We start from the raw sequence: 25981 nt of genomic DNA on the forward strand, positions 1-25981 counted from the left end.
CTGGGTGCCACGAGAAGTCCCACGGGGCCCTACGAGGTCCCACGAGGCCCTACGAGGCCCTACGAGGCCCTGCGAACTCCCCCGTCCCCTACGACGTCCAGTCGTCCACCGTCCGCGACGGATCCAGCGCCACCGGCAGCTTCTCCAGCCCCCGGAAGGCCGGGAACGGCCCCTTGAGCCAGTCCCCCGCCTCCGACTCCGGCATCGCCAGGACCATGTCGGGGAAGCGGTCGAGCAGCGCCGTCAGGCAGATCTCCAGCTCCAGCCGGGCCAGCGGGGCGCCCAGGCAGAAGTGCGGGCCGAAACCGAAGCCGACGTGGCTGCGCTGGAGGTGTTCGCGCGTGATGTCGAGGGTGTCAGGGTCGGGGAACTTCTCCGGGTCGCGATTGGCGGAGGTCAGGGCGATCTGCACGATCGCGCCCTGCGGAATGACCGTGCCGCCGATTTCCACGTCCTCCAGCGCGTAACGGAAGGTGGAGGTTTCCACGGAGCCTTCGTAGCGGACGAGTTCTTCGATCGCCTGCGGCAGGAGTTCGCGGTTCTCCTTCAGGGCCCTGAGCTGTTCGGGGTGGGTGAGCAGGTTGAAGACGCAGTTCCCGATCTGCAGGGTCGTCGTCTTGTGCCCGGCGAAGAGCAGCACCCACATCATCGACACGAGTTCGTCGTCGGACAGCGGCTCTTCCTCGTGCGGCGTCTGCACCAGCATGGTGAGGAAGTCGTCCGTGGGGTTTTCACGGGTGCGCCGGATGTGGTCGGTGAAGTAGTCCCGCAGCCAGTGTTCGGCCTGGACCAGGTCGTCCTTCATGTCCTTGCTGAACCGGGAGCGCGTCACCACGGAGAACCACTTCAGGACCTCGGTGCGTTCGTTCCCGACGATGCCCAGCAGCTCGCAGATGACCTGGACGGGCAGCGGGAGCGCGAAGGCCTTCATCAGGTCGACGGGCGCGTCGGTCGGGCACCGGTCCAGCAGCTCGTTCGCGAGCTCCTCGATGTGCGGGCGCAGGTCCCGGACGTGGCGCGGGGTGAAGGCCGTCTTCGCGATGTGGCGCAGCCGGGTGTGCCGGGGCGGGTCCGAGAAGAGGAGGTTGTCGTCGAGCGTCTCGCACGCGTCCCCGAACAGCGCGTGGTAGAGGTCGATGGCCTCGTGCATGTCCTTGCCGATGCGCGGATCGGCCAGGGCCGCGTGGGCGTCCTCGTAGCGGGTGATGAGGTACGTGTCCACGCCGTGGCGGGGGGTCAGCCGGGCGATGGGGGCCTGTTCGCGCAGGACCCGGTAGTACGGATGGGGGCACTGCCGGTATTCCGGCGTGCTCAGGGTCGCCGCCTTCACCGCTTCTTCCAGCGCGAGGCCGTCGTTCACCGCCGCAGTCGGTTCAGTCGTCACGCGGCCAGACCTTTCGGATGTCCCGGAATTGACGTTCGGCTCCTTTCCCTCCGGGCGCCGAAAGCAAAACCGCATTGACCCGTTCGGAGTCTGCGGGCCCCTCCGGGGAATGTCCGGCGCACTGCGGCGGGAGCCCGCCCTAGGGTGTGCGGTGATCCCAGTCCGCGGCCCGACGAAGGGGAATGCGCGTATGCCGGAATACGGTGCGAGCGGTATCACCGCTGGCGGAACGGTACGGCCGGATGTGCCGGGCGAGAACGCGGCGGGCGGGGAGGACGACGGCAGCCGGGCGGTGATCGACGTCCACCACCACTTCTGCGCACCGGCCTGGCGCGAGTGGGCCGAGAAGCAGGGGCTGGTGAACCCGAAGGCGCTGCCGCCGTGGGCGCGCTGGGACGCGGAGACCGCCCTGGGGCTGATGGACCGGGCCGGGATCGCCACCGCCGTGCTCAAGCCGATGCTGCCCGCCCGCTACGAGAGCTCCGCCCAGCTGCGCGAGGCGGTCACGGTGACGCTGCGGGCGGCGGTGGAGGCCTGCGAGGCGCATCCGGGCCGGTTCTTCTTCCACGCCCCGCTGTTCCTGGACGACCTGGAGGTGTCGTCGTGGACGCTCCGGCGCGGCCTGGACGAGCTGGGCGCGGTCGGGGTGAACGTGACCGCCAACTACGGGGGCGTCTACCTCGGGGACCCCTCCTACGACGGGATCTTCGCCGAGCTCGACGAGCGGTCGGCGGTCGTCGACACGCATCCGCACAACCTGCCGGGCGGCCCGCCCGGGGCGGTGACCGTGCCGGGGCTGCCGAACTTCCTGTGCGACTTCCTCCTGGACACCACCCGCGCCGCCGCGAACATGATCCGCACCCGGACGCTGGACCGCTTCCCGAACCTGTCGGTGATCCTGCCGCACGGCGGCGGCTTCCTCCCGCAGATCGCGACCCGGATGGAGGCCTTCGCGCACACCTTCGACCCGCCGGTGGAGCCCGCGGCGGTACGGGACCATCTGCGGCGCTTCTACTACGACACCGCCGGCCCGCTCTCCCCGGCGGGCACCCTGCTGGCGACGGTGTCCCCGGACCGGATCCTCTTCGGCAGCGACTGGCCGGCCTGCCCGGCCCCGGTCGTCACGGACGTCGCGGTGCCCGCCCTGGCCGCCGACCCCGCCTTCACCCCGGCGCTGCGCCGGGCCGTCAACCGGGAGAACGCGCTGCGCCTGATGCCGCGGCTGGTGCGCGTCTGAGGCTCCGCCCCGGCCCCCGCCGGGGCGGGCCCGCCCGTCAGCGGCGCAGCAGGGTGACCACCGCCGCGCCGCCGAGCCCGATGTTGTGCGCCAGTCCCACCCCGGCGCCGGGGACCTGGCGGGGTCCGGCCTCGCCGCGCAGCTGCCAGACCAGTTCGGCGGCCTGGGCGAGGCCCGTGGCGCCGAGGGGGTGGCCCTTGGAGATCAGCCCGCCCGACGGGTTGACCACCCAGCGGCCGCCGTAGGTGGTGGCGCCGCTCTCGACGAGCTTGCCGGAGGCCCCGTCGGCGCACATGCCGAGGGCCTCGTAGGTCAGCAGTTCGTTGACGGAGAAGCAGTCGTGCAGCTCGACGACGTCGACGTCCTCGATGCCGAGCCCGGAGGCCTCGTAGACCTGCCGGGCGGCAGCCGCGGTCATCGGCTTGCCGACGACGTCGATGCAGGAGCCGGCGAAGCTGTCCGCGGTGTCGGTGGTCATGGCCTGGGCGACGATCTCGACCGCCTTGTCGTGCAGTCCGTGCCGGACGACGAACCGCTCGGAGACGACGAGGGCGGCCGCCGCGCCGTCGGAGGTGGGCGAGCACTGGAGTTTGGTCAGCGGGTCGTGGATGGTCTTCGCGGCGAGGATCTCCTCGACCGTGTACACGTCCTGGAACTGCGCGTTCGGGTTGTTCGCGGAGTGCCGGTGGTTCTTGGCGCCGACCGCCGCCAGCTGGGCGGCCGTGGTCCCGTAGCGCTCCATGTGCTCGCGCGCCGCGTTCCCGAAGATCTGCGCGGTGGGCGGGGACATCTCGAAGCCGTGCGCGGCCGCCATGATCCCGTAGTGGCGGGCGACGGGCGAGGTCTTGAAGTCCCCTCCGTCGGCGCCGCCGCCCAGCGCGCCGCGCTTCATCTTCTCGAAGCCGAGGGCGAGGACGCAGTCGTTGAGGCCGCCCTCGACGAACTGGCGGGCCATCATCAGGGCCGTGGAGCCGGTGGCGCAGTTGTTGTTGACGTTGTAGACGGGGACCCCGGTCAGGCCCAGTTCGTACGCCGCGCGCTGCCCGGCGGTGGAGGCCTGGAAGCAGTAGCCGACGGGCACCTGTTCCACCAGCCCGTAGTCGACGCCCGCGTCGGCGAGCGCCGCGGTGCCCGCCTCCTTGACCATGTCCCAGTACTGCCAGTCCCGCGACTCCGGCTTCTCGAACTTCGTCATGCCGACGCCCACGATGTACGACTTCATTCCGCTGACTCCTAGTCCCTGGGGAGGCCGAGGATCCGCTCGGCGACGACGTTGAGCTGGACCTGTGTGGTGCCCCCGGCGATCGTCAGGCAGCGGGACATGAGCATGCCGTGGACGGCCCGCTCCCCCGCCCCCTCCCGCACCGCGCCCGCCGGTCCCAGCAGTTCGAGCGCGAGCTCGGCGGTCCGCTGCTGGTGGGGGGTCTGCACGAGCTTGCGTACGGAGGCTCCCGCGCCCGGCTCCAGGCCGGACACCTGCTGGAGGGTGGTGCGCAGGCCGATGCAGGCGAGGGCGTGGGCCTCGGCGGCCAGGGCGCCGACGCGGGCCCGGTAGGAGCCGTCGAGGCCGGCGGAGCGGGCGATGAGCGCTTCCAGGCCGGTGTCGAAGGTCATCTGGTCGGCCATGTGGACGCGTTCGTTGCCGAGGGTGTTGCGGGCGACCTTCCAGCCGCCGTCGGGCGCCCCGACGAGGGCGTCGGCGGGCAGCAGGACGTCGTCGAAGTACACCTCGTTGAAGAGGGCCTCCCCGGTGATCTCCTTCAGGGGGCGGACGTCGATGCCGGGGGTGTTCTTCATGTCGACGACGAAGTAGCCGAGGCCCTTGTGCTTGGGGGCGTCCGGGTCGGTGCGGGCGAGCAGGATCCCGAAGTCGGCGGTGTGCGCGGAACTCGTCCACACCTTCTGTCCGTTGACCCTCCAGGAGCCGTCCTCCAGCCGCTCGGCCTTCGTCCGCAGGGAGGCCAGGTCGGAGCCGGCGCCCGGTTCGGAGAAGAGCTGGCACCAGGTCGTGTCCCCGCGCAGCGTGGGCAGGACGTGGGCCTCGCGCTGCGCGTCGGTGCCGTAGGCGAGCAGCGAGGGCACGACCCAGGTGGCGATGCCGAGGTCGGCGAGGACGACCCCGGCCTCCTTCAGCTCCTGCTGCACCACCAGCTGTTCGACGGGCCCGGCCCCGAGCCCGTAGGGGCGGGGCAGGTACGGGGCCGCGTAGCCGGTCGGGGCCAGCACCCGGCGGGCGGCGGCCGGGCCGAGGCCGCGCGCGTCCTCGATGGCGGCGCGGGCGGCCGCCCGGTGGGCCTCGGCGCCCTCGGGGAGCTCCAGGCGCAGCTCGCGCCGGGCGCCGTCCGCCGCGAGGCGCACGGCGCGGATGCGGTGGCCGTCGCCGGGGCCGAGGAGCTGGCGGGCTACGAGGGCCCGGCGCAGGTAGACGTGGGCGTCGTGTTCCCAGGTGAAGCCGATGCCGCCGAGGATCTGGATGCAGTCCTTGGCGCAGGAGTAGGCGGCGTCGAGGGCCGTTCCGGCGGCGAGCGCGGCGACCAGCGAGCGCACCGGCGGGGCTTCGCCGTCGGCGTCGCCGTCGGCGTCGCCGTCGGCCGCGCTGTTCGCCGCGTCCCAGGCGAGGGCGCGGGCCTGTTCCAGGCGGACCAGCATGTCGGCGCACAGGTGCTTGACGCCCTGGAACCGTCCGATGGGCCGCCCGAACTGCTCGCGCACCTTCGCGTACTCGGCGGCGGTGTGCACGGCCCAGGCGGCGGTGCCGCAGGCGTCGGCGGCGAACAGCACGCAGGCCAGGTCCCGGACCAGGGCGGCGTCCAGCTCCAGCAGCCGGCCGGGCGGGACGACGGCGCCGCTGGCCCGCACTTCGGCGGTGGGACGGGTCGGGTCGGCGCTCTCGTGGGTGCGGATGTCCAGGGTGGCGGCGTCCACGGCGAACCAGCGGGTGCCGTGCGCGGCCTCGGCGGCGAGCAGCACGAGGTCGGCCTCTCCCGCGCCGAGCACCGGCGGCGCGGTCCCGTCGAGCAGGTACCCGCCGCCTTCGACGGCGACGGCGGTGAGGCTGCCGGGGCCGAGGGCGACCGCCCCGACCCGGCCGTCGAGCGGCTGGGCCCCGGCCCGGTCCAGGAGTACGGATGCCAGCGCGCTCGGCAGGAAGGGCCCGGGCAGCGCCGCCCGGGCGGCCTCCTCCACCACGACGGCCAGATCCAGCAGCGTCCCGCCCTCCAGGTGGGGCGCCAGCAGTCCGGCCGCGGCGAGCCCGTCCCAGTAGCCGGGCCGCGCCCCCGCCTGGGGCGGGACGTCGAGCAGCTTGCGCACCTCCTCGGGCGGTACGGCCCGCGCCACCCAGCCGCGCACGGCGTCGGCCAACTCCCGCTGTTCCTGCGTGATTCCGATGCCCATGCGCGGCAGAGTAGAACACGTTCCATTCTGACGGAAGGTCAGAAACGAAACGCGTCCCCAGAGGTCGTTCTCACCAGTATTGCCCGCTTATCGGCCGGTTCGGCCGTCGGCCACACTGGAACACGATCCACGGCCACTTCGCCACATGGCCGGCAGGAAGCGGGGCGTGGTCGCCGACACACTCAGCCCCTTCCCGCCATGCTGGCCAGAATATTTTCGGCAACCCTTAATGGGATTGACTGCCGCCATTCCTTCGTCGAGGATTCCTCCGAAAACCCCGCAGAGGGGGTCGGGGAGGGGGATACGACGTGAGAAAATCGGACGGTTCCCAACTATGGACGGGGAAGAGAAATCATAAACTTTCCGCGCGCTCGTACCGCGTCACTGACGGTGCCACTCGGAGCTGGTCTGGCGCTCGGCCTGCTGGGTCCCATTTCCGAAAAATGGGACAATCCCGTCAGCGTGGTCGTGAATGCCGTTTTCGCTGGCGGGTGGTCATGGGCCTGTTTCGCATTCCTGGTGGGCTATTTCCGTCAATCTAAAATTGAATCAGCCCTTCTTTCCTCTTTCGGGCTGGCCATCGGGGTGACTGCTTACTACCTGTTCAAAGATTTCATCCTCGTCGCCCCGAACGGACTGGGGGCCGGCGCCTCAGGCGAAGGAACGCTCTCTAGAATCCTGGTGTGGGGAACGCTGGCGTTTGCATTCGGGGCGCCTGTTGGATTCTTGGGCAACGTGGCACGAGTGCCAGGTGTTGGCGGCCTCTTCTTTCGGCTGCTCATTCCGCTCATAGCCTTTTACGAGACCTCCATGCGCTTGACCGGGGAGACGCATGGACCAAGTTCGGTTGTCATCATTACCTGGAGTGCCGTTCGGTTCACCGCCGTTGCCGCTGCGTTCGCTCTGGTGGGGCACGTGATCTGGAGTTGGTGGCACGCTCGGCGCACGTGGGGTGAGCCCGCGGGTCAGGACCGTTCGTAGTACCAGCCGTCGCCGCTCGCGGGGCCCACGTTGTGCTGGAGGCCGTTCGGATCGCTCCTCGTGAAGAACGACGGGTCCAGCCCACCGCAGAGCTGGCTGGTGGTCCGGCCCTGGTCCACCGTCCCCGCGCCGATGTTGATCCGGGCGCCGCCGTTGGTCACCGACACCACCTTGGCCGTGTATTCGCAGTGGCCCACCTGGGTGTCGGCGATCAGGCGGACGCCGCCGGAGCGGGTGAAGGTCACCGTGTCCGGCTGGCCGATGTTGAAGTCGGCCTTGATGGACCAGGAGCCCACGAAGTAGGAGGGGACCGCGTCACCGCCGGAGGAGCCCCCGCCGCTGGGCGAACCGGATCCGCCCGGAGTCGCGCCCGAGCCGCCGCCCGGGGCTCCCCCGGCGGCGCCCCCCGCGGCGGCCGCGCCGGAGCCCTTGGTCGGGCTGGTTCCCGTACCACCGGCTCCGCCCGGGCTGCCGGCCCCGCCGGGATTGCCGGAGCCGCCCGGGTTGCCGGAGCCGCCGCCGGGCGTTCCCGCGCCGCCCACGGCCGCGCCACCCGCCGCCGCGCCACCCTGCGCGGCACCGCCCTGTGCGGCCGCGCCGCCCGGGTCCGGAGTCCCGCCGGTCTGGCCCTGCGGCTGCCCCGGGGCGGCGGGGCCCGGGGAACCGGGCGCACCCGGGGTCGGCGAACCGCCCGCCCCCGAGGGGGTGCCACCCGCGCCGCCGGGGGTCACGGGACCGCTCGCCGCCGGGGGCGACGCCTGCCCGGCGTCACCGCCGCCATGGCCGAAGGGCTGGATCAGCGCCACCGTGCCGCCGCCGACCGCGAACACGAGGACGACCGGCACCGCGACGGTCCAACGCCGCCGATCCCGCCGCTCACCCCCGGAGGTGGCGCCCCCGGCCGCCGGGCCGGCCACCGGGCCGGCCACCGGGCCGGCCACCGGCTCATCGGACCCGGCCTTCGGCCGCAGGTCGAGCGTCGCCCGGTCGACGGGCCCGGAGCCGCCCTCCCCCGCACCCTCCCGCTCGGGCGCCGCCTCCGCGTCGAGCAGCCGCGCCGCCTGCCCGGCCAGCCGCGCCACCACCTTGGGAGGCAGCCACGCCCCGCCGAGCTTCTCCGGACGGACCCGCTCGGGATCCTCCAGCAGCTCCTCCACACCGGGCCGCTCGTCAACGCTCTTGATCAGGCAGCGCCGGATGAACGCCCGCAGGGCCTCGTCCCCGACCTTCTCCAGACCCGGCTCGCCCTCCACGATCTGGAACATCACGGCGTGCTGGTTGCTGGCACCGTGCCCGAACGGCAGCTCGCCCGTGGCCGCGTACGTCAGGACGCAGCCGAGGGTGAACACGTCGCTCTTCGCCCCGGCGCGCTGCCCGCGGACCTGCTCGGGCGACATGAACCCGGGCGAGCCGACGACCATGCCGGTGCTGGTGAGCAGCGACTCGACGGAGGTCTCCAGGGCGCGCGAGATGCCGAAGTCGATGACGCGGGTGCCCTCGACGGTCAGCATCACGTTCGACGGTTTCAGGTCGCGGTGCACGATCCCGGCCGAGTGGATGTCCTTCAGCGCCCGCAGCAGCCCGTCGGCGAGGGCGTGCACGGAGTCCACGGGCAAGGGGCCGTGCCGGCGCACGATCTGCTCCAGCGAGAGCCCGGGGACGTACCCCGTGGCCACCCAGGGCCGGTCGGCGTCCGGGTCCGCTTCGAGGACGGGTGCGGTGTACCGCTCACCGACCCGCCGGGCGGCGTCGATCTCGCGGCGGAAGCGGGCGCGGAACTGCGCGTTCGAGACGTGCTCCTCGTGCACCACCTTCACGGCGACCGTACGCCCGCTCCCGGACCGGGCCAGGTACACCCGCCCCATGCCCCCGGCGCCGAGCCGCCCGAGTAACAGGTACGGCCCGATCCGGCTCGGATCCCCGGCCGCGAGTGGCTTTATGCCCCCGTCGACGTTGTCGTCGTCACTCAGCGCACTGCTCATCCCGACCGCCCCCCGGTGATCCCCTGTGGTCGCCCGAACCGACCACCCGGCCGTTCGAACCCGCCACAGAATAAGGGCAATTGGTTGCAGGATGAAGGCAAGGGCGGCCGACACGGCACCGAGTGGTCCCGGCCTGACAGAATCCGGGGACGGGTACGAACACGGAGGTGGGGAACATGACGGTTCTGGTACTGCTCGTCGTGCTGGCGCTCGCCCTCGGCGGCTGCGCCTGCGTGGTGTGGGCCCAGCGTGGCGGACCGCGCTGGGTCCGCGTCGTGGCGGCGGCCACCCTCGGCGCGGGCGAACTGCTGCGCCGCGGCGCGAAGCGCCGCCGCCGAGGCATCCGCGGCAGCGGCGGCGACGGCGACACCGACTAGACCGCCCCCGAGCGACCTGCGTCGACCCCGAATGCCACCTGCGCCCCTGGCCCTCCCCGGCACGGGACACCGAGCGGATGCCCCTCGGAGTGCGCATCGCGATCACCGCCGCCGTCATCGGCTCCGGCGGCCTGGCCTACCGCGTCGGGTCCCGTCTGCGCGTGCGCGGCAGGCAGCACCTCGCGCCCGTCATCACCTCGTTCGCCCAGCTCCGCGGTGCGACGTACGTCCTCTACCTGCGCCCCTTCCTCTTCGACGGGCGCATGTCCAGGACGCCCGCCGAGGCACCCGGCTGGCTGTTCCGCTCGCCCTACGAGCTGCCCTGGCTGACGGAGGAGGACTTCCTGGTCCGGCAGTTCCACCGCCTCGGCCGGGTCGTAGCCATCGGACAGCCCGGCGAACGGCTGCCCGTGCTGGGCGCGGCACGCGGCTACCTCCCCCTCGACGACTGGCAGGGCACGGTGAGCGAGCTGATCCGGGACGCCCACGTGGTGGCACTGTCCGCCGCGCCCGGCCCCGGCACGGTCTGGGAGTTCACCGAGGCCCTGCGCACCCTCCCGCCGACCCGCCTGGTCCTGCTGATCTACTCCGGCCCCGAGGTCTACGACGCCTTCCGCCTGGCCGCCGCCCGCGAGTACACCGACCGCTCGGGCCGCTCCGCGACCGCCGAGCCCGCCCCGGGCTGGCCGGCGATGCCCGCGCTGCCGGATTGGCCGGCCCCCCGCGCACGCCGGAAGCGGCGGCTCAGGGAGGAGAAGTGGAGCAGTACAAGACGTACGTGGAGATGGCCGTCCGGGTCAGCGCCCGGCGCAGCCTCGCCAACACGTTCTTCCTGTCCATCAACACCGCCGCCGTGGCCACGGCGGCAGGCAGCCCTGAACGGAGGCAGCTGGCAGGGCGTGTCGGTCCTGGCGCCCTTGGCGGGGCTGCTCATCCTCTTGACCCAGTGCTTCACCTGGTTCGTGACGATGCGGCCCTACCGGCAGCTCAATGCCGCCGAGTACGCCGTGATCGGCGCGCTGGAGAAGAAGCTCCCCGCCTTCGTCTACTCGGAGGCGGAGTGGTCCGTCCTGGGCCAGGGCCGCGACTGGCGCACGTACCTGCCGCTGACCCAGGTCGAACAGTGGATCCCGCCGATCTTCGCCACCGCGTACGTACTGGGCGGCGACCTCGACGCAGTCGCCCCCGATGTCCGTGCTGTACGAGGACTTACGCCACCGCGCCCGACAAGCTCCGGCTGGTGTCCATAGCGCTCCTCCGTCACGCGGACGATCCGTGCCGCCGGCTCCTCCATGGAGAGCGCAGCGGCCCGAAGGTGATCGTATCGGACATAACCCTCCTTGAGAGATTGCCGATTGGCCGTCCTGTACCCGTGCATGAAGTCCTCGGTGTAGAGAACGTCCGCGTCCTTGTCGAACCGCAGGATCGTGAACGCGCCCGCGAATCCGGTGTGGGCGCCCGCCTCGAACGGCAGGATCTGCACCTGCGGCTGATCCCGTTCCCGCAGGGACAACAAGGTGGCCAGTTGGTTCCGCATGACCTCCCGACCGCCGATCTCCTGGTGCAGAGCAGCCTCACTCAGCACCACCCACACCAGTGGCGGGTTCTCGCGCTCCAGGATCCGCTGGCGGTCCAGCCGGGCCTCCAGCTTGGCCTCGAGGTCAAACGCGGTCCGCGCACCCAACACCGCCCGCGCGTACTCCGGGGTCTGCAACAGCCCGCAGATCAGCTGCGGCTGAAAGTTGGAGATGCACGTGGCGCGGGCCTCAATCTCCGCGTATTCCTGGACCCACATCGGGAGTTGACCGCGCAGCACCAGCCCCACCAGCCGGGAGAAGAACCCTCCCGTGCCGAGGACCGCGTCGACCCGCTCCGAAAAGTCCCGGGTCGGCACTCCGCGGGCGGTCTCGATCTGATGGACGGCCAGCCGCCGTTCCGCACGATCGCCTTCCACGGCATGGTCCGCGACGAGTTCGGCAAGAAGATGTCGAAGTCGTTCGGGAACACGGTCAACCCGCTGGACTGGATGGACAAGTACGGCTCCGACGCCCTGCGCTTCACCCTAGCCAAGGGCGTCAACCCGGGCGCCGACGTCCCGATCAGCGAGGACTGGGTCCAGGCGTCCCGCAACTTCGCCAACAAGATCTGGAACGCGACGCGCTTCGCGCTCATGAACGGCGCCACGGTCGAGGGCGACCTGCCGCCGGTCGACCAGCTGTCGGCGACCGACCGCTGGATCCTGCCGCGGCTGAACAAGGTCGTCGCCGAGGCGGATGCGTACTACGAGGACTACCAGTTCGCCAAGCTCGCGGACGCCCTGTACCACTTCGCGTGGGACGAGGTCTTCGACTGGTACGTCGAGCTGTCGAAGACGACGTTCTTCGAGGAGGGCGACCAGGCCAAGGTCTCGGCACGCGTCCTGGGCGAAGTCCTCGACGTCACCCTGCGCCTGCTCCACCCGATCGTCCCGTTCGTCACGGACACCCTGTGGACCACGCTCACGGGCGGCGAGTCGGTCGTCAGCGCCGAGTGGCCGAAGGCTGTGTCCGTTCCTGGGGCTGACGCCCCGGGCGGGTTCCGCGACGAGGCCGCGGAGCAGGAGATCGAGCTGGTCCAGCAGGTCGTCACGGAGGTCCGCCGGTTCCGCTCGGACCAGGGCCTGCAGCCGGGCCAGAAGGTCCCGGCCCGCCTGGAGCTCGACGGCACGGCGTTGGCCCCGCACGAGGCGGCCATCCGCCAGGTGCTGCGCCTCCAGCCGGAGGGCGAGGGCTTCGCCGCCACCGCCTCCCTGCCGGTGGCCGGCGCCACGGTCTCGCTCGACCTGTCGGGCACCATCGACGTGGCGGCCGAGCGCAAGCGGCTGAGCAAGGACCTGGCCGCCGCCGAGAAGGAGAAGCAGCAGGCCGAGGCCAAGCTCGGGAACGAGGCGTTCATCGCCAAGGCCCCCGACAACGTCGTGGACAAGATCAGGGCCGGCTCGCCAAGGCCGCCTAGGACACCCTCTGACTCGGGCCTCGGCGGTGAGGCCTACGGAATGCACAGCGTCTCGTACGGGCTCGACAGAGAGAACTCGCGTTGCTCGGCGACGATCTGGGCCTGGTGGAGATCGAACTTCGCCATGTGCAGGAGGTCGTCGAGGCGCGTCGGCTTCTGACCCAGCAGGTCGAGGGCGATCTCGGCAGCCCCGTCTCTCCGATCCAGTCGGTCTCGGAAGAAAACCAGGTTCTTCTCGACGACAAGGAGAGTCATGTCGAACTCGAGCCTGAAGCGGCGGTCGGGAAACTAAGAGCGGAAGAGAGACAGCGTGACCATCGCGGATTCTGGAGGCATGGCGAAAGGACTGCCGAGAAACGCTCGCAGCCATTTTAGGGCGGCTCAGCGGGGCCGTCAGGCCCCCAGGTAGTCGCGGATTCCGGCCAGCGGGTCGCGACCGTGCTCCTCGGCGTACTCGCGGCGGCGCGAGTCGGCCTTTTGAGGATTCGCCAGGCAGCAGTAGTCCCAGAAGTCGACCAGCACCCGGAACGCGTCGTCGAGGGTGTATTCACCCTGAACGTGCTCGACGAAGTAGTTCTCGACCCTCACGCCCTGCGGGCTGATGGTGACGGTGTGCGCATTCCCGTCCAGGTCCTCCGGCGCGAAGGCCGGGTTCGCCTTAGCCTCGGCCATGAGGTCGATCGCCTCCAGGACGGACAGCGGCGAGAGCTGAATGTCAGCCGTCACCCACTGTCCCAGGATGTTCAACTCGGCAGGCCCGGAGAATTCCGGCACACCGAAGGCGTCCTCGACGTAATACTTAGTGCGAATCACTGCTCAGTTCTCCTTCTTGCCTACCTCGGCATGAGCGGGTAAATGGTCTTCGCATCACCAGTGATCGGGTCGAAATAGCCTTCGAACGTAATGCCCTTCCAGTCTCCACGCCACTTGTTGGTGGCGGGGTCGACCACCCTGCCGTTCTCGAAGGATTTCTCCATGGCACGCCTGACCTGTTTTTCCGTCCAACCCGGGGGGAAGAAGGTCGTCTTAGCCCGCTTCATTACCATCTCCCCGGTGCGCGGATCGCGCCTCCACACATTGCCCGTGGCCAGTCCCGTCTTGTGATCGATCTCAATGATCCTCGGGACCTTCACCATGTAGGGGTTGAGGTCCTTGCTATCGGGTCGGAAATGGTAACCGGACACTTCATTCGCCCATCCGCGATGTGTCGCGCCGTCACTTGCGCGACATGTGTCACTCTCGTACGCCCCTGTCTACCCAAGAGACATTGCGAACACAAACACGGTTTCAGGCAGACGACACCCGGCCAAACAGGCCACGCCTGCGGAACCCGGAGCCGCCTGCGTACGGATCACGCAACGCCGAAGCCGCCAGGGAAGGGGCGGGGCCGCCGCGCTCGGAGCCTTCCAACGAGCGCTGCTGGGGCCTCGCCGAGGCGGCCGATTCCGGCGAGCCGGCGCTGACCGAGCTGGTCGCCAACGTCGTACGGCACGTGTCCGGGCGGGGCTGTTCGGTGCTGATCCAGCGCCGGCCGGAGGGGCTGCGGGTTGAGGTGACGGACGGGTGCCCCGCGCACCCCGCATCGCGCCGGACGGCGACCCCCTCGGCGAGGGCGGGCGAGGGCTGCGACTGGTGCGGGCGGTCACCGACCGCTGGGGCGTGCTGCCGCTGCCGGGCGGCGGGAAGACGGTGTGGTTCGACTGCGACAGGTGAAGCCCCCCGTGCTCGGAGATAATGCCCCGGCGAGCGGAAGATCACGGGGCGACGGGGGCCGAGCGGCGTGCAGGAGACCATCGAGGGGCGTTACCAGCTCGACGAGTTGCTCGGCCGGGGCGGCTTCGGCGAGGTCTGGCGGGCCAAGGACTCCCGGGTGGGCCGCTGGGTCGCGGTGAAGATCGGGTACCCCGAAACCCCCGAGGAGACCCGGAGGTTCGAGCGGGAGGCGAGCCTCGCCGGGAACCTCACGCACCCCAACATCGCCACCATCCACGACTTCGGCCGCACCGAACGCGGCGGACGCGACGCGGTGTTCCTGGTGATGGAGCTGCTCCAGGGCCGCAGCCTCGCCGAAGCCCTGGAGGGTGGCGTGCCGCCCCTCGCCGACGCGCTGGAGTGGGCCGGGCGGATCGCGGACGCGCTGGGGGCCGCGCACGACGCCGGGATCGTGCACCGGGACGTCAAGCCGGCCAACGTGATGGTCACCGAGAGCGGCGTGGTCAAGGTCCTGGACTTCGGGATCGCCAAGTCCCAGGGCACCCCGGGTACGGAGCTGACGGCCACCGGGATGATCATCGGCTCCTTCCCGTACATGGCGCCGGAACGCTGGACCGGCGGTGCGAACGGGGTCCCCGTCGACGGCAGGGCCGACCTGTACGCCCTCGGCTGCGTGCTGACGGAGCTGCTGACCGGCCGCCGGCCCTTCCCCGCCCGCGAGATGCACGAGCTGCTCGCCCAGCACCTCACCACCGCGCCGCCCGCGCCGGGTTCGCTGCGCGAGGGGCTGCCGGGCGCGCTGGACGCGCTGGTGCTCGACCTGCTCGCGAAGGACCCGCGCGAGCGGCCCGCGACCGCCGGGGAGGTGAGCCGCAGGCTCGCGGAGCTCGCCCGGGGGCCCGCCGACGCCCCCGCGCCCGTCCCCGTACCGGCCGCCCCGGCCGCGTCGTCCTGGCCGCCGCCGCCCTCGTACTCGCCCACCGTGCACACGGCCGCCGGGGATCCGGTCCGCTCGATGCTGGAGCGGCGGCTGCGCCAGTTGCTGGAGGACGCACCCACCGACCTCGTCCCGCGGCTGGACATGCTGGTCGCCGACGTGTCGGAGGAACTGGGCGCCCACGACGCGCTGGCGGTGCGGACCGCGTACCACCGGGCCATGGCCGTACGCGGGCACTCCCCCATCGACCTGGAGCGCATCCTGCCGAGGATGGTGCGGGTGCTCGGCCTGGAGCACCCCGACACGATCACCGCGCGCGCCGCGTACGTGGGCGAGGCCGCGGCCTACGGGTCCGGCGACGGCCGCCGCCACGAGGCAGAGCTGCGCGAGGTCATCGAACAGGCCGTCCGGGTGCTGGGCGCCGACGACCCCGTCACGCTGTCCGCCCGCTACCACCTGGCCGGGGCCCTCCAGCGCGGTGACGCGGCACGCGACGGCCGGTGGGGGTCGGACACCCCCGCGCAGGCGCACGCCGAACGCACCTGGCTGGCGCCGCTCCTGCCGGACCTGGAACGGCGGCTGCCCGCCGGCAGTCCGGTCCTCGTCGACGTACGGCGGCGCCTCGCGCACGACGCCTGGCTGCTCGGCGACTTCGCCGCCGCCGCGCCCCTGTACCTGCGGCTGTACCCCGATCTGGGAGGGCTCTCGGAGCGCGGTGACCCCGAGACCGCGTACCGGGTGCTCCGCAGCGTCGGGGAGGCGGGGGAACCCGGCCGGGCGCTCGGCCACCTCAAGGCGCTGCTGCACCGGCTCCACCTGACCGTCGGCAACACGCACTGGCTGACCCACGAGGTGACGGAGACCCGCGACGCCTGCCGCCGGGCGCTGCGCGAGGAGCGCCTCTCCGAACTGGGCGGCGGCCTGTCCCGCCTCTTCGGCCGCTGACCCGCGCCGGGCGCCGAGCCGAGCCGGGCGCCGAGCCGGGCGCCGAGCCGGGCGCCGAGCCGGCAGGCCCGGCCGGGCCGCCCGGGCGGCAGGCCCGAGGCCGGAGCGCCGCCCAGGCCGAAGCCCCCCGCCCGTAGCGTCCTACCCGCCGGTAGGGCAGCATGGCCCGGCAGTGACCCGCAGCTCAGCAGGAGGAACGACATGGCCACCCCCAAGCCGGAGACCCTGGCCGCCTTCGAGGCCGCCAAGGGGTTCATGCCCGTGGGCGAGGGCCTCGCCCTGTACGAGGCGGCCGTCGCGGCGGCGGCGCTCGGGCTGCCGCTGCTGGAGGTCGGCACGTACTGCGGGCGCTCCACCCTCCTGCTGGCCGACGCCGCCCGTGAGGCCGGGGTGCCCGCGCTGACCGTCGACCACCACCGGGGCAGCGAGGAGCAGCAGCCGGGCTGGGAGTACCACGACCCGACGGTGGTGGACCCGGAGGTCGGGCTGATGGACACCCTGCCCACCTTCCGCCGCACCCTGCACGCGGCCGGTCTGGAGGAGCACGTCATCGCCCTCGTGGGCCGCTCCCCGCAGGTGGCCTCCGTCTGGGGCGGACCGCTCGGCCTCGTCTTCATCGACGGCGGCCACACCGACGAGCACGCGACCGGCGACTACGAGGGCTGGGCCCCGCACCTGGCGCCCGGCGGGACCCTGGTGATCCACGACGTGTTCCCCGACCCGGCCGACGGCGGGCAGGCCCCGTACCGGATCTACCTGCGGGCGCTGGCCTCGGGCGCCTTCGAGGAGACGTCCGTCACGGACTCCCTGCGCGTCCTGCGCCGTACCGGCAGCGGCATCTGAGTCCGGACATACAAGAAGCTCATCGCACCACGCCCCCGGATGGAGCACGGTCCGTACGGGTACCGGCCGGGCGTTCTAGCATCGCGAGGTGCGCTACGACGAAAGCTCCCCGGCCCCCGAGTCCCGCGACGCCATCAGCCCCGACCAGCGGCCCTGGTACAGGCGCCGCTCCACCCTGGCGGTGGCGGTCGCGGTCCTCGCCCCGACCCTCCTCGCGGGCTGGGTCCTGACCCAGGTGGTGACGGAGGCGGGCACGGACGCGAAGCGGCCGGCCTCCCTCACCCCCCTCCCGGCCTCGCACAAGGCGGCGGGCGACGCGAAGTCCAGCGCGTCCCCGACCGCCCCGGCGAGCCCGACGGCCCCCGCCTCCGGCCCGGCGGCCGCCCCGGCCAAGGGGCCCCTCTCCGGCAAGACGGTCGTGATCGACCCCGGGCACAACACCGGCAACTTCAAGCACACCGACGAGATCGACCGCCAGGTCGACATCGGCACCAACCGCAAGGAATGCGACACCACCGGCACCACCACCAACTCGGGTTACATGGAGGCGGAGTTCAGCCTCGACGTGTCCCGACGGCTGCGCACCCTCCTGGAGGGGCGCGGGCTGAAGGTGGTGCTCACCCACGAGGCCGGCACCGCCCGCCCCTGGGGCCCCTGCATCGACGAACGGGCCCGGATCGGCAACGAGGCCCACGCCGACGCCGTCGTCTCCGTCCACGCGGACGGGGTCTCCGCCGGCAGCCGCGGCTACCACATCATCCTCCCGGCCCGGGTCAAGGCGGGCGGCGCGGACACCGCCGCGATCGTCGGCCCCTCCCGTCAGCTGGGCGAACGCATCGGCAGCAACTTCGCCCGCACCACCGGCTCGGCCCCCGCCAACTACCTCGGCTCCGGTACCGGAATGGTCGTCCGCGACGATCTGGGCGGCCTCAATCTCTCGACCCGGCCCAAGGTGTTCATCGAATGCGGCAACATGCGTGACGACAAGGACGCCGCCCAGCTGAAGAATCCGGAGTGGCGCCAGAAGGCGGCCCAGGGCATCGCGGACGGAATCGTCGGCTTCCTCGGCGGGTAGCCCCGGCGAGGGGCGGCTCGCCGCCCCGATCATCTCGGCCGCGGAAACCTCCGTACCATGGTGCCGCCCGCCCGCTCCCGCCCCGGTCCGCCCACGCGACCGCGGCGCCACGAGACGACCGCGACCGAGAAGGACATCAGAGACGTGAACATCCGCTCCCTCACTCGAGGCGACGGCGTGGTGATCGGAGCAGCGGCACTGCTGTTCGTCGCCTCGTTCCTCGACTTCTACTCCGCCACCAACGTGGACATGCCGAGCGCGTGGGACACCGATTACTCCGGGCTGGCGCTGCCCACGATCTTCCTGACCGGGTTCATCGCCGCGGGTCTGCTGATCGCGGCGCGGTTCCAGCCCGAGGGCCGCAAGCTCGGCGGGCTGCCGCTGACGGCCTGGGGCACGGTGCTGGCGGTGGCGGCCGCCTGGGCCGCCCTGTGGTCGCTGATCACCGTCCCGACCCGGGTCGACCCGGGCGCCGGCTGCGTCATCGCCCTCCTCGCCGCGCTGGCCCTGGCGGGCGTGGCGGTCGCCGGTCCGATGATTCCCGCGCTCGCCGGGCCGCTCGTACCGGAGCCCAAGCCCGTCGCCCCCGCGCCCTACGGCGGCCACCAGCCGCAGCCGGGCACCGGGTACGGCTACCCGGGCGGCCCGCAGCAGCAGACCCCGTACGGTGCCACCCCGCAGCCGGTCCCGCCGTACGGCGGCGGCCCGGCCGCAGCTGGCCCGCAGCAGGACGCCGCCGCTCCGCAGCAGCAGCAGCCGCAGCAGCCGCAGCCCGCCGCCGAGTTCACGCCGTTCTGGTTCGCGGTGCCGGTGGCCCGCCCGCTGTTCGGTGAGGACGGCTCCCCCACCCCGATCGCGGAACTCGCGCCCGGGACCTGGTACCTGGCCGTCGACCAGCGCGGCCCCGCCACGCTGATCGCCCAGACCCAGGACGGGCGCCGCGGCGTCCTGAACGACACGTCGGGCATCCAGCGGGGCTAGCTCCCCCGCCCCCTCGACGAAGGCCCCCCGCCCGCACGGGCAGGGGGCCTTCGCGCTTCCCGGACTTTCCGGCCTTCCCGGCGGGACGCCCGTGCCCTACAGTCCATCTGACGCTTCGTCAGATATGGGTGACGGCGGCTGCCGCGACGGCTTCTCGGAGGGACCCCCATGCGCCTCGGACTCGCACTCGGCTACTGGGGCCGCGGCCCCGGCCCCGCCCACCTCGACCTCGCCACCGAGGCCGAACGGCTCGGCTACGACTCGGTGTGGACCGCCGAGGCCTGGGGCTCCGACGCCTTCACCCCCCTCACCTGGATCGCCGCGCACACCTCGCGCATCCGCCTCGGCACCGCCATCGCCCAGATGGCCGCCCGCACCCCCACCGCCACCGCCATGCACGCCCTCACCCTGGACCACCTCTCCGGCGGCCGGATGATGCTCGGCCTCGGCCTGTCCGGGCCGCAGGTGGTGGAGGGCTGGTACGGGCGCCCCTTCCCCGCGAGCCCGCTCACCGCGACCCGCGAGTACGTCGACGTCATCCGCCAGGTGCTGCGCCGCGAGGGCCCCGTCGCCCTCGACGGCCGCTTCCACGCCCACCCGTACCGCGGCGAGGACGGCACCGGCCTCGGCAAACCCCTCAAGCCGATCACCCACCCGCTCCGCGCGGACCTGCCGCTGCTGCTGGGCGCGGAGGGGCCGAAGAACATCGCCCAGACCACCCGGATCGCGGACGGCTGGCTGCCGCTGTACTGGTCGCCGACCCGCACCGACGTCTACCGGGCCTCGCTGGCCGGCCTCCCCGAGGGGTTCATGATCGCCCCGATGGCCCGGGCCAAGGTCTGCGAGGACGTCGCCGAGGGGCTGCTCCCCGTCAAGGCCATGCTGGGCTTCTACATCGGGGGCATGGGCCACGCGGCCCGCAACTTCCACGCCGACCTCATGGGGCGGATGGGCTACGAGGAGGAGGCCCGGCGCATCCAGGAGCTGTTCCTCGCCGGGCGCAAGGAGGAGGCGGTGCTCGCCGTCCCGGACGCGTTCGCCGACGAGATCTCGCTGGTCGGCCCGCGCGAGCGGATCGCGGAGCGGCTGGAGCTGTGGCGCGAGGGGCCCGTCACCGACCTCCTCGTGACCGCCCCCGACCCGCACACCCTGCGCGTACTGGCGGAACTGAACTCCTAGGCGGCCTCGGCCCGCGGCACCGCTTCCAGCAGCTCGCGGACGTCCAGCGGCATCACCGCGATCTCCATCGTCCCGCCGTCCTCCAGGGCGCAGGCCACGATCCGGGAGCCGGGGTTGATGGAGATCCCCTCCCGGACGGAGGGCGGGCGCAGGGCGGTGGCGCGGGCTCCGGTCAGGGGGACGGCGGGGCCCCGGCCGGGCTGCCAGCGGGGAGCGCCCTGGTCGACGTGGACCCGGCCGGTCCGCCAGCGGCCCTCGCCCGCCGGGCGGCGGGCCATGCACGGGATCCCGGCGGGGGAGCCGCCCTCCTGCCTCTGGCGGTGCTTGCGGCGCAGCAGCCAGCCGGCGCCGGCGGCCGCGAGGGCGAACAACAGGAACTCGATCACACCGGCCATTGAAACAGGCCGGGACCGAAACGGGCCAGGACGGCCGGAACCCGCCCACCGGAGTCCGGTGGGCGGGTGCACGGTGCCGTCGGGCGGGGCTATCCGCCCAGCTGGGAGAGGCTCGGGACCTTGTCGGTGACCGTCGCGCCCGCGTTCTGGCCCGCCTCCTTCACGCCGTTGATGACGTTCTGGAAGGAGCTGATGTCGGCGTCGCCCGCCTGGCCCTTGCGGAGCTTGGAGCCGAGGCCCTTGAGGGACTCGATGCCCGCCGTCAGCGGACCGATCGCCTTCGACAGCAGCGGGTCGCCCTTGGCGTTCTCGGCGGCGGCCTTCAGCCGGTTGTACGCGAAGGCGCCCGCGAGGCCCGCCTTGATGAGCGCAAAAGTACGGCCCTTCGCGCCTTTCTTGAACTTGCCCGCCTGGTACGGCTTGATGATCCACTGGTACGTCGCCCCGGCCGCGAGACCGGCGTTGGCCACGAAGCGGGTCTTGGCGAACTTCTGCTTCTCGGCGGGCGTGCTGGGCGAGGGCGTCGCCGCGGCCAGCTCGTCCTCCTCCGCGGCCGCCGGCTCGGCGGCCACGAGGACGGCCAGCTCGGCCGCGGCGGCCGAGGAGATCTCCTCCTGCCGGCCCTGGTCGCCGCCACCACAGGCGGTGGCGCCGGCCAGCAGCGCGGTGGACAGGACCACCGCCGTCAGGGCGCGGCGGAATCGGACGGTCGTGGGTACGGACACGGTTGCCTCCGGGGACTGAGGTGTCCCCCGCAGCCTCACCCCGGCCCGGCGGCCGCACCACTTGGGCGACCCGTTCGGGTTCGGTGCGCCCGGCCCGGCCCGTTCGGCCCCGCGGGGTTTGGCCCGCGCCGGTGCGGCAAGACGCGGGACATGTCCCCCTACACCCGAGCACACGCCCGCGTGACCGCCCGCGACGGCAATCCGGTGGCCAGGGCCGTCGTCCTGGTGGCGGACGCCGCCGCCTTGCTGATCGTCCTGTGGATCGCGCTGTGGCTGCTGGACGCCAACCAGGGCAACGCCCTGGTCTCCTTCGTGCACGACGCCGCCGACTGGCTGGCCGGCTGGTCCTACGACCTGTTCACCTTCGACCGCGCCTGGGTGCAGGTGGTCGTCGGCTACGGCCTGGCGGCCGTGGTCTACCTGCTCGTCGGCCACGCCGTGGCCGGCCGCCTCGCCCGGCGCTGAACCACCGGCCCCCGGGCCGCCGCCGTGGCGGCGGCGGTCCGGGCAGGCCGGCTCAGCGGCAGCAGTCCGGTTCCAGGCCGCGCGGCAGCGCGAGCCCGCCGAACACCTCGCCCGTGGCCTCGTCCCCGCCCAGCGCCGCCACCGCGAGCAGCAGGGAGCCCGCCGTCCAGGTCGTCTGCTCCACCGGCCACACCGCCCGGTCCTCGAAGACGTAGCCCGTCCAGTACATGCCGTTCTCGGCGCGCAGGTGCCCGATCGAGCGCAGGATCTCCAGCGCCCGGTCGGACTCGCCCATCACCCACAGGGTCAGCGCCAGCTCGCAGGACTCCCCGCCCGTCACCCACGGGTTCGGCAGCACGCACCGCACCCCGAGGTCCGGGACGACGAACTCGTCCCAGCGCTCCTCCAGGCGGGCCTTCGCCTCCGGCCCGGACAGGGCGCCGCCGAGCACGGGGTAGTACCAGTCCATCGAGTAGCGGGACTTGTCGAGGAACCGCTCCGGGTGGTGGCGCACGGCGTGCGCGAGCGCGCCCGTCGCCAGCTCCCAGTCGGGCTGCGGGTCGCCCCGGTGGTCGGCGATGGCCAGGGCGCAGCGCAGGGCCTGGTGGATGGAGGAGGAGCCCGTCAGCAGGGCGTCGGTGACGGCGCCGCCGTCGGCCTCCCGCTTCCAGCCGATCTCGCCGCCCGGCTGCTGGAGGCCGAGGACGAACTGGACGGCCGCGTACACCGCGGGCCACATCCGGTCCAGGAAGGGGTCGTCGCCGGTGGCGAGGTAGTGGTGCCAGACGCCGACGGCTATGTACGCGACGAAGTTGGACTCCCGGCTCGCGTCCTGCGGCCCGTCGGTGTCCACGCCCTCGGGCCGGTCCGCGTAGGCGGCGTACCAGGAGCCGTCCTCGTTCTGGTGGCGGACCAGCCAGTCGTACGCCCGCTCCGCGGCCTCGTGCTCGCCCGCCGCGTCGAGGGCCATCGCGGCCTCGGTGTGGTCCCACGGGTCGAGGTGGTGGCCGCGGAACCAGGGGATGGCCCCGTCGGCGCGCTGCGCGGCGAGGATCCCGGCGACGGTGGCGGCGGCCTCCCCGGCGGTCAGGACGCCGTCGAGGACGAGGTGTTCGGGTACCTCGGGCACGGTGCGCCCGGGCGAGCTCACTGGGCCGCGCCGACGGGGAGGTGCGGCTTGGTCGCGTACGCCACGAAGCTCTTGCCGATGACCGGGTTGAGGGCCTGCTCGGCGAGGCGGGTCGCGAGGGGCTTCTTCATGATGTCCCAGACCAGGAGCTTGTGGTACGCCTTGACCGGGAGCGCCTTGTCGTTGTCGACGCCGAAGGCGCACTTGAGCCACCAGTACGGGGAGTGCAGCCCGTGCGCGTGATGGGTGCCGTACGGCTTGAGGCCGGCGGACTCCATCTTGCCGAGCAGCTCGTCCGCCTTGTAGATGCGGATGTGGCCGCCCTCGACCTCGTGGTAGGCGTCGGAGAGCGCCCAGCAGATCTTCTCCGGGCCGTAGCGGGGCACGGTGATGGCGATGCGGCCGCCGGGCTTGAGGACGCGGACCATCTCGGCGAGGACGCCCTTGTCGTCGGGGATGTGCTCCATCACCTCGGAGATGATGACGACGTCGAAGGACTCGTCGGGGAAGGGCAGGGCGAGGGCGTCGCCCTCCATGGCGGTGGCGGTGGCCCCGACGGGGGCCTCACCGGCCTCCTTCATGGCGGCGAACCACTTGGCGACCTCGCGGATCTCCTCGCCGTTGCGGTCGACGGCGACCACCTGGGCGCCGCGCCGGTAGCACTCGAAGGCGTGCCGGCCTGCGCCGCAGCCCAGGTCGAGTACGCGGTCGCCTGCGGCGAGCGGGAACCGGGAGAAATCGACGGTCAGCACGGGGTCCTGCCTTCGCGGTCGCGGGGGTGAAGGGTGTTGCGCATGGGACGGGGGAGGAGCGGGGGCGTTCGGCGGCGTCGGCAGGTCACCGCGCGGCGCGGCGGCCGCGGGCGGCCTCGGCCTGCTCGATCGCGGCTCTGTAGTGCCGGACCGTGCCCTCGGCGGCCTTGGCCCAGGTGAACCGGGCCAGGACCCGCTCCCGTCCGGCGGCGCCGAGGCGGGCGCGCAGCCCGGCGTCGCCCAGCAGCCGGCCCAGCGCGGCGGCCAGCGCCCCCGCGTCGCCGGGCGGCACGGCCAGGCAGGTCTCGCCGTCGGGGCCGGCCACCTCGGGGATGGCCCCGCCGGTGGTGGCGACCAGCGGGGTGCCGGTGGCCATGGCCTCGGCCGCCGGGAGCGAGAAGCCTTCGTAGAGGGAGGGCACGCAGGCGACCTCGGCACTGCGCACGAGGTCGACGAGCTCGGCGTCGGTGATGCCCTTGACGAAGCGCACCGCGTCCTGGAGGTCGTACTTCTCGATCGCGCGGGCGACCGGTCCGCTCTCGGCGCGCTTGCCGACGACGACGACGTGGGCGTCGGGCCGCTCGGTACGGAGCTTCGCGAGCGCCTCGACGAGGTGGACGAGGCCCTTGAGCGGGACGTCGGCGCTGGAGGTCGTGACGATCCGTCCGGGCACCTCGGCCACGGAGGCGTCGGGCGACCAGAGGTCGGTGTCGGCGCCGATGTGCACGACGTGGATGCGCTCGTCGCGCACGCCGAGGTGCTCGGCGATCTCCTGCTGGGAGGAGCCAGAGACCGTCAGCACGGAGGGCAGGCGGCGGGCGACGCGGCCCTGCATGCGCGTGAAGCCGTACCAACGGCGCACGGAGAGCCGCTTCTTGCGGTCCTTCGCGGCGGCGAGGTCGAGCCCCCGGTCGACGGTGATGGGGTGGTGGATCGTCGTCACCAGGGGGGCGCCGACATCGCCCAACAGGCCGTAGCCGAGGGTCTGGTTGTCGTGGACGACATCGAACTCACCGGCCCGCGCGCGCAGGTGGCGCCGGGCGCGGAGCGAGAAGGTCAGCGGCTCGGGGAAGCCGCCGGTCCACATGGTGGCGACCTCGACGGCGTCGATCCAGTCCCGGTACTCGTCGCGCTTGGGAGTACGGAACGGGTCGGGGCTGCGGTACAGGTCCAGGCTCGGCAGCTCGGTGAGCGTGGCGCCGGTGTCGAGCACCGGGTAGGGCTGCGCTCCGATGACCTCGACGGAGTGGCCCAGCTTCACGAGCTCGCGCGAGAGGTGGCGGACGTAGACGCCCTGACCGCCGCAGAACGGGTTCCCCTTATAGGTGAGGAGTGCGATGCGCAACGGGCGGTCGCCGTCGGTGGCGGAACCCACGAAAGGGCTCGTCACCATGGCCTCTGCGGTCACTCTCGGCCCCCTTCTCCCTGCACTTTCGCCGGAGCGTAACCGCTCGGATAATGTAGAACAAGTTTCAGACTTGATCCGTTGAAGACCATTGAATCTACCGGCCGGAAACCACACCGTAAGAGGCGGAGCAGGTGATTCGCGCCACGGCTCGGACGCCTGACATGCTGGCTCCGGACCATCCCGGAAGCAGCTCCCCGCAACGACACGGAACGCCAGGAACGGGACACATGACAGCGGAAGCGAAGGCGGTCGCGAAGCCGGCGACCACACCGGCGACCACACCGGCGTCCCCTCCCCTGACGGAACGCCAGGAGGCCCGCCGCCGCCGCATCCTGCACGCCAGCGCGCAGCTGGCCAGCCGGGGCGGCTTCGACGCGGTCCAGATGCGCGAGGTCGCGGAGCTGTCGAGCGTCGCGCTGGGCACCCTGTACCGGTACTTCCCCTCCAAGGTGCACCTGCTGGTGGCCACCATGCAGGACCAGCTCCAGCACATGCACACGACGCTCCGCAAACGCCCCCCGGCGGGCGAGGAGCCGGCCGCGCGCGTCGCGGAGACCCTGATGCGCGCCTTCCGCGCCCTCCAGCGCGAACCGCACCTGGCCGACGCCATGGTCCGCGCGCTGACCTTCGCCGACCGCAGCGTCAGCCCGGAGGTCGACACGGTCTCCCGCCTGACCACGGCCATCATCCTGGACGCGATGGGCCTGGAGGCCCCGCCGACGGCGGAACAGCTCTCGGCGGTCCGCGTCATCGAACACACCTGGCACTCGGCCCTGATCACCTGGCTCTCGGGCCGCGCCTCGATCGCCCAGGTCAAGATCGACATCGAGACGGTCTGCCGGCTCATCGACCTGACGTCCCCGGGAAAGTCCTGATTGTGCTGTAGGGCGGGGTCGGGGGTCGGCGGGGTTCCAGCTGATCCGCATCAGAGAAGGTTTGGGGGTTTCCCGTCAGTCTCATCGTCCTTCCGTGTCGGGCCGCCCTGTCAAGGGCGCTCCCTGCGGTCGCGTCGCTTCGCGATGGCCTTCGGCCACCCTTGACAGACCGTGCCGCCACGGAAAAAAGAAGACAGTCGGGGAAACC

The 25981-nt window shown here is 72.3% G+C and carries 24 protein-coding genes and 2 pseudogenes; 13 read left to right on the plus strand and 13 right to left on the minus strand.

All coding sequences use genetic code 11. The features are described from left to right. Positions 1-88 precede the first annotated feature (88 nt). Positions 89-1384, minus strand: coding sequence for a cytochrome P450 (locus tag ACFV0Q_RS03900; protein WP_384999997.1), 1296 nt, complete (start codon positions 1382-1384; stop codon positions 89-91). Positions 1385-1628: 244 nt separating this feature from the next. Here ACFV0Q_RS03900 and ACFV0Q_RS03905 point away from each other — a divergent pair, with 244 nt between their 5' ends. Next, positions 1629-2621 carry an amidohydrolase family protein gene (locus ACFV0Q_RS03905; protein ID WP_385000000.1) on the plus strand — a complete coding sequence of 331 codons (993 nt, stop codon included), beginning with the start codon at positions 1629-1631 and terminating at the stop codon, positions 2619-2621. Positions 2622-2658: 37 nt separating this feature from the next. On the opposite strand, the gene ACFV0Q_RS03910 is transcribed toward ACFV0Q_RS03905, so the two are convergent. Continuing rightward, positions 2659-3843: a lipid-transfer protein gene (locus tag ACFV0Q_RS03910; RefSeq protein ID WP_385000003.1), complete on the minus strand. Its 1185-nt coding sequence runs from the start codon at positions 3841-3843 to the stop codon at positions 2659-2661. An 11-nt stretch (positions 3844-3854) separates the two neighbouring features. Next, positions 3855-6017, minus strand: coding sequence for an acyl-CoA dehydrogenase (locus ACFV0Q_RS03915; protein ID WP_385000006.1), 2163 nt, complete (start codon positions 6015-6017; stop codon positions 3855-3857). A gap of 390 nt (positions 6018-6407) precedes the next feature. On the opposite strand from ACFV0Q_RS03915, the gene ACFV0Q_RS03920 reads away from it, so the two are divergent. Continuing rightward, positions 6408-6998, plus strand: coding sequence for a hypothetical protein (locus ACFV0Q_RS03920; protein ID WP_385000009.1), 591 nt, complete (start codon positions 6408-6410; stop codon positions 6996-6998). Here ACFV0Q_RS03920 and ACFV0Q_RS03925 read toward each other — a convergent pair. Further along, complete coding sequence (locus ACFV0Q_RS03925; protein ID WP_385000012.1) at positions 6983-8980, minus strand: serine/threonine protein kinase; 1998 nt, start codon at positions 8978-8980, stop codon at positions 6983-6985. The two genes, ACFV0Q_RS03920 and ACFV0Q_RS03925, sit on opposite strands and share 16 nt — an antisense overlap. A 176-nt stretch (positions 8981-9156) precedes the next feature. Between ACFV0Q_RS03925 and ACFV0Q_RS03930 the strand changes: the two genes are divergently transcribed. Continuing rightward, positions 9157-9357, plus strand: coding sequence for a hypothetical protein (locus ACFV0Q_RS03930; RefSeq protein WP_385000015.1), 201 nt, complete (start codon positions 9157-9159; stop codon positions 9355-9357). Between the two features lie 839 nt (positions 9358-10196). On the opposite strand, the gene ACFV0Q_RS03935 is transcribed toward ACFV0Q_RS03930, so the two are convergent. Then, on the minus strand, positions 10197-10706 hold the full coding sequence (locus ACFV0Q_RS03935; RefSeq protein ID WP_385000078.1) for a DUF397 domain-containing protein: 510 nt from the start codon (positions 10704-10706) through the stop codon (positions 10197-10199). Further along, a pseudogene (locus ACFV0Q_RS03940) lies at positions 10640-11152 on the minus strand (DUF5753 domain-containing protein); the annotation flags it as partial. The pseudogene ACFV0Q_RS03940 and the gene ACFV0Q_RS03935, both read right to left, overlap by 67 nt. Positions 11153-11260: 108 nt before the next feature. On the opposite strand from ACFV0Q_RS03940, the pseudogene ACFV0Q_RS03945 reads away from it, so the two are divergent. Both ACFV0Q_RS03945 and ACFV0Q_RS03950 read left to right on the plus strand, forming a co-directional pair. Continuing rightward, positions 11261-12328: pseudogene (locus tag ACFV0Q_RS03945) on the plus strand (class I tRNA ligase family protein); the annotation flags it as partial. 128 nt (positions 12329-12456) lie between these two features. Beyond that, positions 12457-12726, plus strand: coding sequence for a hypothetical protein (locus tag ACFV0Q_RS03950; protein WP_385000018.1), 270 nt, complete (start codon positions 12457-12459; stop codon positions 12724-12726). Between the two features lie 18 nt (positions 12727-12744). On the opposite strand, the gene ACFV0Q_RS03955 is transcribed toward ACFV0Q_RS03950, so the two are convergent. Further along, positions 12745-13164 (minus strand): hypothetical protein, encoded by a 420-nt coding sequence (locus tag ACFV0Q_RS03955; RefSeq protein WP_385000021.1) that lies wholly within the window; start codon positions 13162-13164, stop codon positions 12745-12747. A gap of 20 nt (positions 13165-13184) precedes the next feature. After that, positions 13185-13535, minus strand: a complete 351-nt coding sequence (locus ACFV0Q_RS03960) for an EndoU domain-containing protein (RefSeq protein WP_385000024.1) — start codon at positions 13533-13535, stop codon at positions 13185-13187. 379 nt (positions 13536-13914) lie between these two features. Between ACFV0Q_RS03960 and ACFV0Q_RS03965 the strand changes: the two genes are divergently transcribed. The 6 genes from ACFV0Q_RS03965 (at position 13915) to ACFV0Q_RS03990 (ending at position 20024) form a co-directional block, all read left to right on the plus strand. Further along, a complete protein-coding gene (locus ACFV0Q_RS03965; RefSeq protein ID WP_385000027.1) occupies positions 13915-14064 on the plus strand; it encodes an ATP-binding protein in 150 nt (49 codons plus the stop codon). A gap of 67 nt (positions 14065-14131) precedes the next feature. Continuing rightward, on the plus strand, positions 14132-15946 hold the full coding sequence (locus ACFV0Q_RS03970) for a protein kinase (protein ID WP_385000030.1): 1815 nt from the start codon (positions 14132-14134) through the stop codon (positions 15944-15946). 201 nt (positions 15947-16147) lie between these two features. Further along, positions 16148-16789, plus strand: a complete 642-nt coding sequence (locus ACFV0Q_RS03975; protein ID WP_385000033.1) for a class I SAM-dependent methyltransferase — start codon at positions 16148-16150, stop codon at positions 16787-16789. Positions 16790-16877: 88 nt separating this feature from the next. Further along, entirely contained in the window at positions 16878-17864 is a 987-nt protein-coding gene (locus ACFV0Q_RS03980; RefSeq protein WP_385000035.1) for an N-acetylmuramoyl-L-alanine amidase, read from the plus strand. A 144-nt stretch (positions 17865-18008) separates the two neighbouring features. Then, complete coding sequence (locus ACFV0Q_RS03985; RefSeq protein ID WP_385000038.1) at positions 18009-18845, plus strand: hypothetical protein; 837 nt, start codon at positions 18009-18011, stop codon at positions 18843-18845. A 168-nt stretch (positions 18846-19013) separates the two neighbouring features. Continuing rightward, positions 19014-20024, plus strand: a complete 1011-nt coding sequence (locus tag ACFV0Q_RS03990; protein ID WP_385000041.1) for an LLM class F420-dependent oxidoreductase — start codon at positions 19014-19016, stop codon at positions 20022-20024. Here the strand turns inward: ACFV0Q_RS03990 and ACFV0Q_RS03995 are convergent. Both ACFV0Q_RS03995 and ACFV0Q_RS04000 read right to left on the minus strand, forming a co-directional pair. Then, positions 20021-20410: a hypothetical protein gene (locus ACFV0Q_RS03995; RefSeq protein ID WP_385000044.1), complete on the minus strand. Its 390-nt coding sequence runs from the start codon at positions 20408-20410 to the stop codon at positions 20021-20023. The genes ACFV0Q_RS03990 and ACFV0Q_RS03995 overlap by 4 nt on opposite strands. A 98-nt stretch (positions 20411-20508) precedes the next feature. After that, positions 20509-21144, minus strand: a complete 636-nt coding sequence (locus tag ACFV0Q_RS04000) for a hypothetical protein (RefSeq protein ID WP_385000047.1) — start codon at positions 21142-21144, stop codon at positions 20509-20511. A 150-nt stretch (positions 21145-21294) separates the two neighbouring features. Between ACFV0Q_RS04000 and ACFV0Q_RS04005 the strand changes: the two genes are divergently transcribed. Beyond that, positions 21295-21609 (plus strand): hypothetical protein, encoded by a 315-nt coding sequence (locus tag ACFV0Q_RS04005; RefSeq protein ID WP_385000050.1) that lies wholly within the window; start codon positions 21295-21297, stop codon positions 21607-21609. 52 nt (positions 21610-21661) lie between these two features. On the opposite strand, the gene ACFV0Q_RS04010 is transcribed toward ACFV0Q_RS04005, so the two are convergent. The 3 genes from ACFV0Q_RS04010 to ACFV0Q_RS04020 all read right to left on the minus strand — a co-directional run bounded on the left by ACFV0Q_RS04010 (position 21662) and on the right by ACFV0Q_RS04020 (position 24898). Next, the gene (locus ACFV0Q_RS04010) at positions 21662-22759 is read right to left on the minus strand and encodes a prenyltransferase/squalene oxidase repeat-containing protein (protein ID WP_385000053.1); all 1098 of its coding nucleotides are present in this window, start codon (positions 22757-22759) and stop codon (positions 21662-21664) included. Next, entirely contained in the window at positions 22756-23490 is a 735-nt protein-coding gene (locus ACFV0Q_RS04015; RefSeq protein WP_385000056.1) for a class I SAM-dependent methyltransferase, read from the minus strand. The genes ACFV0Q_RS04010 and ACFV0Q_RS04015 overlap by 4 nt, the downstream gene beginning before the upstream one ends. Before the next feature lie 85 nt (positions 23491-23575). Beyond that, positions 23576-24898 carry a glycosyltransferase family 4 protein gene (locus ACFV0Q_RS04020; protein ID WP_385000059.1) on the minus strand — a complete coding sequence of 441 codons (1323 nt, stop codon included), beginning with the start codon at positions 24896-24898 and terminating at the stop codon, positions 23576-23578. Between the two features lie 227 nt (positions 24899-25125). Here ACFV0Q_RS04020 and ACFV0Q_RS04025 point away from each other — a divergent pair, with 227 nt between their 5' ends. Further along, a complete protein-coding gene (locus ACFV0Q_RS04025; RefSeq protein WP_385000061.1) occupies positions 25126-25773 on the plus strand; it encodes a TetR family transcriptional regulator in 648 nt (215 codons plus the stop codon). Positions 25774-25981: the final 208 nt, after the last annotated feature.

It is taken from the genome of Streptomyces sp. NPDC059564, from assembly GCF_042735575.1.
GTDB lineage: Bacteria > Actinomycetota > Actinomycetes > Streptomycetales > Streptomycetaceae > Streptomyces.

Coding starts and splice junctions, on each gene's coding strand:
- ACFV0Q_RS03910 (WP_385000003.1), bottom strand. CDS start 3,843: ATGAAGTCGTACATCGTGGGCGTCGGCATGACGAAGTTCGAGAAGCCG.
- ACFV0Q_RS03915 (WP_385000006.1), bottom strand. CDS start 6,017: ATGGGCATCGGAATCACGCAGGAACAGCGGGAGTTGGCCGACGCCGTG.
- ACFV0Q_RS03925 (WP_385000012.1), bottom strand. CDS start 8,980: ATGAGCAGTGCGCTGAGTGACGACGACAACGTCGACGGGGGCATAAAG.
- ACFV0Q_RS03930 (WP_385000015.1), top strand. CDS start 9,157: ATGACGGTTCTGGTACTGCTCGTCGTGCTGGCGCTCGCCCTCGGCGGC.
- ACFV0Q_RS03975 (WP_385000033.1), top strand. CDS start 16,148: ATGGCCACCCCCAAGCCGGAGACCCTGGCCGCCTTCGAGGCCGCCAAG.
- ACFV0Q_RS03990 (WP_385000041.1), top strand. CDS start 19,014: ATGCGCCTCGGACTCGCACTCGGCTACTGGGGCCGCGGCCCCGGCCCC.
- ACFV0Q_RS04005 (WP_385000050.1), top strand. CDS start 21,295: ATGTCCCCCTACACCCGAGCACACGCCCGCGTGACCGCCCGCGACGGC.
- ACFV0Q_RS04025 (WP_385000061.1), top strand. CDS start 25,126: ATGACAGCGGAAGCGAAGGCGGTCGCGAAGCCGGCGACCACACCGGCG.